The following is a 9,228-nucleotide window of genomic DNA, read 5'->3' as shown; positions in this document are numbered from 1 at the left end:
GTGCTGTTTAGCCAAAAAGTTTCAAGCCAAGCACTGTTGTGGCGAGGGGATTTATCCCCGCTGGGCTGCGAAGCAGCCCTAAAACCTGAACACTCGGTGTGTCAGGTAAAAATCATGTCTGAAGCTTTTTTGGGGCTGCTTCGCAGCCCAGCGGGGATAAATCCCCTCGCCACAGGAGGCCTGCGATCACATTCAGTTCTGGTCACTCTCATACCGATCCAAAGTATCGCTGGCAATCTCCCGCCCCAACGCGATCAACTCCGGCGCCTTGTAGAACTCGAAGAACCGGCACACCCGTTTCGGCACGTTGATCAGCACATCCGGCGGGTAACCGGCGATCTTGTACTGGGCCAGCGAGGTCTGCATCACTTCGAAGCTCTGGTTGATCAAGTCCAGCAACGACGCCGGGCCAACGTTGTCGATGATGAACGAGCCGGTGGCGGATTTCGGTGCGCCTTCGTTCTCTGGCGCGGCGGCCGGTTGTTGGCCTTCAGGCTCGGCCGAGTCGATCCACGGGTTGATGTCCGCCGCTTCGGCCTTCAAGGCTTCCTGCTCCAGCAGCAACAGCTGCTCGGCCTGTTTGCGGCGAAACGGCAGGCGCGAACCCAGGGAGCTGACCAGGGTGTCGAAGCGGCGCCGGAACGCGGCGGGGCGCGGGATCACCGGTAATCGATACTGTTTCTGGTTGGTGGCGTTGAGGTTGACCGCGATGATCAGGTCGCAGTGGCTCGACACCACCGGCACGATCGGCAATGGGTTGAGCAGGCCGCCATCCACCAACATGCGGTTGCCTTGCATCACGGGGGTGAACAGGCTGGGAATCGCCGCCGAGGCGCGCATCGCCTGATGCAGGCAACCTTCCTGGAACCAGATTTCCTGCTGGTTGGTCAGGTCGGTCGCGACAGCGGTGTAGGGAATGCGCAGGTCCTCGATATTGATGTCGCCGACGATCTTGTGGATCTGCCCGAAAACTTTCTCACCGCGAATCGCCCCCAGGCGAAAGCTGACGTCCACCAGCCGCAGGACATCCAGGTAGTCGAGGCTTTCGATCCAGTCGCGGTAATCCTTGAGCTTGCCCGCGGCATAGATTCCGCCGACGACAGCGCCCATGGAACAACCGGCGATGCAGGCAATGTCGTAGCCTCGTCGTTCGATTTCTTCGATCACCCCGATATGGGCATAGCCCCGGGCGCCACCGGAGCCCAATACCAATGCGACACGTTTTGTCATGACCCGGCCTCTTGTCGAACAGACTTCAACAATGCACCCATCGACGGCTCGGCTCAATCGTTGTGGCGCAGGCGTCGTTTTTTGACACGCCAGCGTGGCATTTGCGTATTCTCATCCACACTGAATTTACACGGTCGGGGCTTGGCACTTTTTGCCGGCGCGACCGTCTTACCAGCACGACTGTTTTTCTGACTTGAGGTGTAATCGATGAAAGCCCGGATCTGCCTGCCCCTGGTGGCATCCCTGATGGTTCTGGCCCTGGCCGGTTGCGCAGGCAAAACCGCTTACCGTGACAGCTGCGGTAGCCAACTCGACAGCGCCTGGCGTGAGCTGGACCTGGCCAAGGCCGAAGGTTTTGCCGGCACCGTCAGCTACTCCAAGGCCCTGTCCCTGCTGACGGGCGCCAAGACCCAGCAGCAATTCGAAGCGTTCGAAGGCTGCGCCAAGAAAGCCGAGAAGGCGCGTTTCTACATTCGCGAGTCCCGCGCCGGACGATAAAGGCAGCGACAAGCAATCAACTGCAAGCTACAAGGGAAGGACGCAGAATCGTTTTTCACTTGTAGCTTGCGGCTTGACGCTCAACGCTGTGTACGGAGTACGTCCATGATCGATCGGCTGGTGGCCCGGATACTGGGCCTGGAAGTCCGCCTGTTGGCCTGTCAGGCCCGCTTGAATGCCCATACCGACAGCGAAGCGCTGCATGACCTGCGCACCACGGTTCGCCGTTTGCGCAGCCTGCTTCGCCCATTGCGTGGGTTGCCTGGCGTCGAACAGCTGGAGACGGCTGCTTCGGCGGTCGGCACCCTGACCACGCCCTTGCGCGACCGGGAAGTGTTGGCCGCTTACCTGGAGCAGCATGGCCAGGCCGAGGCGGCGCGGCGACGCCAGGTGCAAATGGCTGAGGCTTATCCCGCCGTGGCCGCGAGTGTTGAACTGGCGCAGTTGCTGATGATCCTCGATGCCTTCCCGCGCTTCATTCGTGCCGCCCAGCGTGAGGGGTTGCTGGAGGGCTTGCGCAAACGCATTGAAAAGCGTCTGGACAAACAGTGGAAGAAACTCGGCGAAGCCCTGCGCGATCCAGCCCATGACCGCCATCGACTGCGCCTGCTGATCAAGCGCGTGCGCTACGCCATCGAAGCCTACCCTGAACTCGACCGCCTGCCTGAAGCAGCCATGCCCCGGCTTAAGTCCGCCCAGGCCGCGCTGGGCGATTGGCACGATTGCTGGCAATGGCTGGCCAGGGCCAAGGAAGAAACCGATCTGCACGCTTGTGTGCCCACCTGGCACGCCACGATGGACAAGGCCGAGGCCAAGTCCGACAAGGTGCTCGACAAGCTGATTGCGAGTTGCTTCGAAAAATCCTGACTCCCACCAGTAATCCCTGTGGGAGCGAGCCTGCTCGCGATAGCGGTGGACCGGTTAATAAATCTGCAAGCTGACCCACTGCTATCGCGAGCAGGCTCGCTCCCACATAGGATATTTGTAGGATTCAGGCTCGCGGCTTTTCTGTCAGTCTCTTTGGCCGGAATGAGCCCTGTGCCGCCAGCCCGGGCTGGTTAAGATTCCTTCATCCTTTTCCCTGTTTTCGAGGTCGTCATGCGCTTTTCCGATTTGATCGATGCCGTACGCCGGCAGCCAGGTGCGGTGAGCATCGCGCCTGAATGGGGCCAGGGTCGGGCCAGTTTTGGCGGGTTGGTGGCGGCACTGCAATATGAGGCGATGCGTGCCCAAGTGCCGGCGGATCGCCCGGTGCGTTCGCTGGCGATCACCTTTGTTGGCCCGGTCGAGCCTGACGTGCCTGTCAGTTTTGAAGTCGACGTATTGCGTGAAGGCAAGGCAGTGAGTCAGGTGCTGGGGCGCGCGGTGCAGAACGGCCAGGTGGTGACCGTGGTGCAAGGCAGTTTCGGCGCATCGCGCTCATCCGTGGTGGCGGTGCAGGCCGATCCCGCGCCAGAGTTCAAAAGCGTGGAGCAGTGCCAGGAACTGCCTTACGTCAAGGGCATGACCCCGGAATTCATGCGGCACCTGGCGATGCGCTGGAGCGTTGGCGGCTTGCCGTTCAGCGGCAACAAGTCCCGCAGCATGGGCGGCTGGGTGCGCTTGCGCGGCGATGTGCTGGAGGAGCCGCTGAACGAAAGTCATATCCTGGCCTTGGTGGACGCCTGGCCGCCGGCCTTGTTGCCTCACCTTTCGCAAATGGCCCCGGGCAGCACGCTCACGTGGACCATCGAGTTCGTCCAGCCGCTGCTGGCGCTCACGACACTGGACTGGTGCAAGTACCTGGCCGAGATCGAACATGCCCAGGACGGCTACGGCCATGTCGCCGCGAAGTTCTGGAGCGCCGATGGCCGCTTGATCGCCCTGAGTCGGCAGACGGTCACTATTTTCGGTTAAGGCTCTACGTGACAATGGTGCTGCAGCCCGAGTGCCGCGAGCAGGCCGATGATGCCGATGGCGACATCGCCCAGGCTCATGCTGAACACCCCCGACACAATCAGCAGAAACGCGATGATGAACAGCGGCACGGCAATCAGGTGCAACACCAGGTTGGTGGGGTGCCGATGATTGTCTGGGTAGGTGCGCCATTGCCAGGCCGGAAGATTGGGGTGACGTTTGCCCATGATGCTGTTCCTTGAATGAAACTGAATAATCCAAGGATAGGTCCGGTCGGGCGGGGCGGCGAATGGCGGTTGGCTATCGAAGCGATAGGCGGCCATACAGTTTTGCTGTTGTGGCTAGGGACTTATCTGTGGGAGCAAGGCTTGCCCGCGATGGGCGCGATGCGGTCTTTGGTGAACCGAGGTGCCCCCATCGCGGGCAAGCCTTGCTCCCACAGAGAGAATCTCCTCACCACAGTGGGACTAGGGCAAGCCAGCGTTCTACAGTTTCAACTGCCCAATCGCCTTGCTCAACTCGCCCGCCAACGTCGCCAATTCGTGGCTGGTGGTGGCTGAGTCGACGGTCTGGCGCACGGTGTTCTCGGTCACGTCGCGAATGCTCACCACTGCCCGGTTCATTTCCTCGGCGACGTGGCTTTGCTGTTCGGCCGCGACAGCGATCTGGGTGTTGCTCTCGCGCATTTGCGCCACCGCTGCGGTGATCTGTGCCAACGCATCGCCGGCCTCGCGGGCCTGTTGCACGCAATCGTCGGCCTTGAGCGAGCTCTCCTGCATGAAGTCCACCGCGTCTCGAGTCCCGGCCTGCAGGGCCGAGACCATGGTGGTGATTTCATCGGTGGAGGTCTGTACCCGCTTGGCCAGGTTGCGCACCTCGTCGGCCACCACGGCAAAACCCCGGCCCATTTCTCCAGCCCGTGCTGCTTCGATCGCCGCGTTCAGGGCCAGCAGATTGGTTTGTTCGGCGATGCTGTGGATCACGCTGACCACCCCGTTGATCTTCTGGCTGTCTTCGGCCAGGCGCTGGATCATTTCGGCGGTCTGCTGCACACCCGAAGACAGCCCGGTGATCGACTGCTGCACCCGACCGACCACTTCCTGACCGTTGCCGGCCAGGGTGTCGGCGGTTTTCGACAGGTCGCGGGTGGCGCCGGCATGCTGGGCGATGTGATAAACCGTGGCGGACATTTCGTTGATCGCCGTGGCCGCCTGATCGGTTTCGCTTTGCTGGCCGAGCATGCCGTGGCGCACATCGTTCATGCTCGACGCCAGGCGCGCTGCACCGCTGTCCAACTGCCGGGCGGTGCTGGCAACGGTGTCGACCACCCGTTGATAACCGGCCTGCATGGCGTTGAACGCCGCCGCCATCTGACCCACTTCGTCCTTGCAGGCCAGGGGCACGCGGGCGGACAGGTCACCGGTTTTTTCCACGTGCAGCATCACGTCTTTGAGTGTGTTGAGCTGGCTGAGCAGAAAACGGATCAAGAGTTGCGAGGCGCCCAGCATCGCCAGCATCAACACGAACACGGCCGCGGCGTATTGGCTGAAGCGTTCACCGAATACTTGGCTCAGGCTCACACCTTGGGCCAGCACGGCGATTTGTTGGCCGTCACCTCGACGGATCATTTGGGCGCCCAGCAGCGGGTCGTCGCCAAACAGCAGCGCGGTGTCGAGTTTGACCCAGCCGTTGGCCTGGGCCAGTGAAGGCAATGGTTGTTCGTTGAACACTGGGACTTGGTCGCGCTGGAATACCAGGAGGTCATCGGCCTTGGGCAGGGGTTGGCTGGCCGGCCAGGCAGCGAGCACGTGTGCCTGGGCCTGGGCATTCGCCTGGGCTGCGTGGTTGCGCGCCTGTTGTTCGAGGTGCACCGCGTAGAGCACCAGCAGCAACGTGGTGACAAAGGCGACCGCATTGACCGCCCAGAATTTGTATTTCAACGAGATATTGCTAAGCCAGGCACCCATGGAAGGTCTTCTCTGATAGCGGAAACAGAATTGGCAAGGTGCCATTATTCTGCCGCTACTCAGGTGACGGGATTTTGATGTGGGTCAACAGACAACACCGAGCCCTGGGTTTTGGTGTGGGCCCACAGACAATCAGATCCCCTTGTGGGAGCGGGCTTGCTCGCGAATGCGTTGAGTCAGTCACTATTGTATTTGCTGATCCACCGCATTCGCGAGCAAGCCCGCTCCCACAGGAGATGTGTGTTTATTCGGAAATGACGGGCAAACCAAAAAACGCCCGGGCGCAGGCGGTGCTGTGGGCTGCCAGGTCTTCCTGGGTTTCGCCCCGGTGCAACGCCACTTCGCGCAGGACCTCCGTCAGGTAGGCCGGTTCGTTGCGGCCATTCTTGGGTTTGGGCCGCAGCGTGCGAGGCAGCAGGTACGGCGCGTCGCTTTCGAGCATCAGCCGACCGCGGGGAATTTCGCGCACCAACGGGTGCAGGTGCGTGCCCCGGCGCTCGTCACAGATCCAGCCAGTGATGCCGATGTGCAGGTCCAGGTCGAGGTAGCTGAACAGTGCCTTTTTTTCACCGGTAAAGCAGTGCACCACGGCGGCCGGCAACTGATCGCGAAAATCCCGGAGGATGTCCAGCAAGCGCTGGTCGGCGTCGCGTTCATGCAGGAACACCGGCAGTTGCAACTGGACCGCCAAGGCGAGGTGTTCTTCCAGGACCTTTTCCTGCTGCGGTCGGGGAGAGAAGTCCCGGTTGAAATCCAGTCCGCATTCGCCCACCGCGCGCACGCGGCTGTGCATTAGCAGCTCCTTGAGGTGCCGGGCGCTGTCGGCGGTCCACTCGCTGGCGCTGTGGGGGTGAATGCCGGCGGTGGAAAACAGCCGCTCACCCGTGTCGTCGAGGTGTTGGCACAGTTCCAGAGCCTGTTCGCTGCCCTCGATACTGGTGCCGGTCAAGACCAGTTGGCAGACCCCGGATTCATAGGCGCGCTCGAGCACCGCTTGATGTTTGTCGGCGAAACTGGGATTGGTCAGGTTGACGCCGATATCGATGAGTTGCATGGTGCTACCTCGGCCCAAAGGCTGGAAAGCATATCAGAGCTGTAGATTTATAAGAAAAGCCAAGAACTACAACGAGTTGAGGCTGTCTGTTAAGGCCGCGAGACACATAGGGTTGGTATAAAAGCCATCACTGTGCCAGTCTTCCGCACTTTTTCAGCGCCCCAGGCGCTCTGTTTCTGTCGACTCAGCCTCGTTTTCAAGGGAGGCGGTCCGCAGTATTCCTTCCGGAGAGTGGATGACACGTCCCCAGGTATTGCTACTGTTGTGTTGTTCGCTGTTGTTGCCAATGCCGGCCGAAGCACGGCTGCCCGGGCCGGTGCAGGCGGTGGCGCCGGGCACGGTGCGCGACCTGGCGCAAATCCGCAGCAGCCGTGTGTTGAAGGTGTTGGTCAACCAGAGCCGCAACAGCTCCGGTGAAGTCCAGGGGCAACCCATTGGCGTCGAATACCATCGGCTGCGTGCTTTCGAGCAATACCTCAACGGCCACGCCCGGGATGGCCAGGAAATCACCCTCAAGATCATTCCCAAGGCCAAGGACCAACTGCTCGGCGCCCTGCAGCGCGGGGAGGGCGACCTTGTGGCGCCGGGTGAATTGCTCGAGCCCCAGGCCGGCCAGGCGGTCAGCGCCAGCAATCCGATCCGTACCGACGTGCCGTTGCTGCTGGTGGGTATCAAGGGCGAGAAGCGCTACACCCGCGTGGAACAACTTTCCGGCAAGACCCTGGCCCTGCCCAACGGCAGCGCAGCGGGCGACGCCGTGGGCCAGATCAACCAGAAGCTGGCGCTGCTCAAGCTACCGCCGGTGAAGATCGAATGGGTCGATCCCACCCTGGCGGTGGAGGATGTCCTGGAAATGGTCCAGGGCGGGATTTTTCATTTGACCATCGTCGAGCAGCCCATCGCGGAGCGCTGGGGCAAGATCCTGCCCAAGCTGCGCTTCGACCGCCAGGTGCTGATCGGCGAGCCGGGTGACGAGTATTGGTTCGTTCGCCGTGACGCCGCCATGCTGCGGGCGAGCATCGACCGATTCCTGGTGACCTATAAGGTGCCCTCCAACCAGGACGCTGCATTCCTGCGTATCTACCGGCGTTTGTACCAGGTCCACTATCCGTTGGCCCAGGCCAATCGACAACGCCTGGAAAAACTGCGCCCGGTGCTGCAAAAACATGCCGATGCCCAAGGCATGGACTGGCTCAACCTGGCGGCCCTGGCCTTCAAGGAGTCCGCCCTGCAACCCAACGCCCGCAGCGGTGCAGGCCCCACCGGCCTGATGCAGATCACCCCGTCGGCGGCCCAGCGGGTCGGGGTCGGTAATATCCAGAACCTGGATGCCAATGTGCAGGCCGGCGCCAAGTACCTGGCCCTCATCCGCCGCAAGTTCTTTGCCAGCCCCAAGCTCAACGAGCGCGAGCGCATGGCCTTCGTCCTGGCCGCCTACAACATGGGCCCCGAGCGCGTCCAAGGCATGCGAGCCGATGCCCGGCGGCGGGGGCTGAACCCGAACCAATGGTTCTTTCAGGTTGAGCGCATTGCCATGGAGCAGGTGGGAATGGGCGCCGTCAGCTACGTTAATAGTGTGAATAAGTACTACTTGGCGTTTGACCGTGAACGCGAGTCGCTGGAGCCTGGAGATCAAAAGGTTGCCCAGCGTAAATAATCGATTAATTCGATTTTTATCTCGCATTTTTTGCGCTTTTAGTACAAGTTTTTTTGATTAATATAGCGACCAACAACCACACACCTAGGGATGAACCCGCATGAGCTCGTTGATCAATAAAGTCTTGTTTACCCGCGCTGGCTACGGCCTGACGGTCCTGCGCATTGTCGTCGGCATAATTTTCGCCGCCCACGGCTCGCAGAAACTCTTCGGCCTGTTCGGTGGCTACGGCCTGGCAGGCACGGCGCAGTGGATGGAAAGCATCGGCCTGACCCCAGGCTACGTGATGGCGACACTGGCAGGTGGTACTGAGTTTTTCGCCGGGTTGGCACTGATCATCGGCCTGCTGGCGCGTCCTGCGGCACTGGGCCTGGCCTTCCTGTCGCTGGTGGCGATTTTCTCCGTGCACATCGGTAACGGCTTGTTCATGGCCAACAACGGTTATGAGTTTGCCCTGGCGTTGCTGGCGGGCAGTATTGCCGTGCTGATCGAAGGTGCGGGCAAGCTGTCGGTCGATCGTGCCATCGCGGGCTGATTGCTCGATTTGAACCCGTCTTGTACGTGATGCTGTTCACTTCGGAAAAACGGCGCTTCTTTCAGAAATGGGAAGCGCCGTTTTTTGGTTTTGTTGCTTTGGTGTGTATATCCGTTATTTAGGTAACGGCTGCTTATGGTTCCGCTCTTACAGCGGCTCACTTTTGAGAAGCGCAAAAGTAAGCAAAACGCTATATGCCCCACCACTCGGCACCTCGCTTAGGCTCGGTGTGCCCTCACTCCGGCATTGCTCCGTGGGCCGCCGCGAAGGGCCATCCATGGCCCAGCGCGGCTATCCCGGCATCCATGCCGGGATGCCCACTCCACAATGCCTGCGTTCGGCCAGCGTGGTTAACGGGGCGCCGAGATCAACCTCCACCGCGAGGCGGCCT

8 protein-coding genes and 1 pseudogene are annotated in these 9,228 nt (G+C 61.0%); 5 read left to right on the top strand and 4 right to left on the bottom strand.

Annotated features, from left to right (window positions below):
* Positions 1-192: 192 nt before the first annotated feature.
* Positions 193-1,230 carry a patatin-like phospholipase family protein gene (locus B0E42_RS27230; protein WP_018603025.1) on the bottom strand — a complete coding sequence of 346 codons (1,038 nt, stop codon included), beginning with the start codon at positions 1,228-1,230 and terminating at the stop codon, positions 193-195.
* A 207-nt stretch (positions 1,231-1,437) separates the two neighbouring features.
* Here B0E42_RS27230 and B0E42_RS27225 point away from each other — a divergent pair, with 207 nt between their 5' ends.
* From B0E42_RS27225 to B0E42_RS27215, 3 genes are all read left to right on the top strand, one after another.
* Positions 1,438-1,728, top strand: a complete 291-nt coding sequence (locus B0E42_RS27225; RefSeq protein ID WP_014337256.1) for a hypothetical protein — start codon at positions 1,438-1,440, stop codon at positions 1,726-1,728.
* 105 nt (positions 1,729-1,833) lie between these two features.
* Entirely contained in the window at positions 1,834-2,595 is a 762-nt protein-coding gene (locus B0E42_RS27220) for a CHAD domain-containing protein (protein ID WP_053178552.1), read from the top strand.
* Positions 2,596-2,826: 231 nt separating this feature from the next.
* Positions 2,827-3,624: an acyl-CoA thioesterase II gene (locus tag B0E42_RS27215; RefSeq protein WP_053178554.1), complete on the top strand. Its 798-nt coding sequence runs from the start codon at positions 2,827-2,829 to the stop codon at positions 3,622-3,624.
* An 8-nt stretch (positions 3,625-3,632) separates the two neighbouring features.
* Here the strand turns inward: B0E42_RS27215 and B0E42_RS27210 are convergent.
* The 3 genes and pseudogenes from B0E42_RS27210 to B0E42_RS27200 all read right to left on the bottom strand — a co-directional run.
* Positions 3,633-3,851: pseudogene (locus tag B0E42_RS27210) on the bottom strand (terminase); the annotation flags it as partial.
* 258 nt (positions 3,852-4,109) lie between these two features.
* Positions 4,110-5,591, bottom strand: a complete 1,482-nt coding sequence (locus B0E42_RS27205; RefSeq protein ID WP_077508488.1) for a methyl-accepting chemotaxis protein — start codon at positions 5,589-5,591, stop codon at positions 4,110-4,112.
* A 244-nt stretch (positions 5,592-5,835) separates the two neighbouring features.
* Positions 5,836-6,645: a TatD family hydrolase gene (locus tag B0E42_RS27200; protein ID WP_077508486.1), complete on the bottom strand. Its 810-nt coding sequence runs from the start codon at positions 6,643-6,645 to the stop codon at positions 5,836-5,838.
* A 235-nt stretch (positions 6,646-6,880) separates the two neighbouring features.
* Between B0E42_RS27200 and B0E42_RS27195 the strand changes: the two genes are divergently transcribed.
* Together B0E42_RS27195 and B0E42_RS27190 are read left to right on the top strand one after the other, a co-directional pair.
* On the top strand, positions 6,881-8,302 hold the full coding sequence (locus B0E42_RS27195; RefSeq protein WP_077508484.1) for a transglycosylase SLT domain-containing protein: 1,422 nt from the start codon (positions 6,881-6,883) through the stop codon (positions 8,300-8,302).
* A 100-nt stretch (positions 8,303-8,402) separates the two neighbouring features.
* Positions 8,403-8,837, top strand: a complete 435-nt coding sequence (locus B0E42_RS27190; RefSeq protein ID WP_018603042.1) for a DoxX family protein — start codon at positions 8,403-8,405, stop codon at positions 8,835-8,837.
* The last annotated feature ends 391 nt before the right edge of the window (positions 8,838-9,228 follow it).

The organism is Pseudomonas sp. A25(2017) (assembly GCF_002001065.1).
Classification (GTDB): Bacteria; Pseudomonadota; Gammaproteobacteria; order Pseudomonadales; family Pseudomonadaceae; genus Aquipseudomonas; species Aquipseudomonas kilonensis.
Note: the sequence above shows the minus strand (reverse complement) of the source record. Positions and strands in the feature narration are given on the sequence as shown.

What these genes read in the sequence shown, in the direction of transcription:
- B0E42_RS27230 (WP_018603025.1), bottom strand. Translation starts at nt 1,230, where the DNA reads ATGACAAAACGTGTCGCATTGGTATTGGGCTCCGGTGGCGCCCGGGGC.
- B0E42_RS27225 (WP_014337256.1), top strand. Translation starts at nt 1,438, where the DNA reads ATGAAAGCCCGGATCTGCCTGCCCCTGGTGGCATCCCTGATGGTTCTG.
- B0E42_RS27220 (WP_053178552.1), top strand. Translation starts at nt 1,834, where the DNA reads ATGATCGATCGGCTGGTGGCCCGGATACTGGGCCTGGAAGTCCGCCTG.
- B0E42_RS27215 (WP_053178554.1), top strand. Translation starts at nt 2,827, where the DNA reads ATGCGCTTTTCCGATTTGATCGATGCCGTACGCCGGCAGCCAGGTGCG.
- B0E42_RS27205 (WP_077508488.1), bottom strand. Translation starts at nt 5,591, where the DNA reads ATGGGTGCCTGGCTTAGCAATATCTCGTTGAAATACAAATTCTGGGCG.
- B0E42_RS27200 (WP_077508486.1), bottom strand. Translation starts at nt 6,645, where the DNA reads ATGCAACTCATCGATATCGGCGTCAACCTGACCAATCCCAGTTTCGCC.
- B0E42_RS27195 (WP_077508484.1), top strand. Translation starts at nt 6,881, where the DNA reads ATGACACGTCCCCAGGTATTGCTACTGTTGTGTTGTTCGCTGTTGTTG.
- B0E42_RS27190 (WP_018603042.1), top strand. Translation starts at nt 8,403, where the DNA reads ATGAGCTCGTTGATCAATAAAGTCTTGTTTACCCGCGCTGGCTACGGC.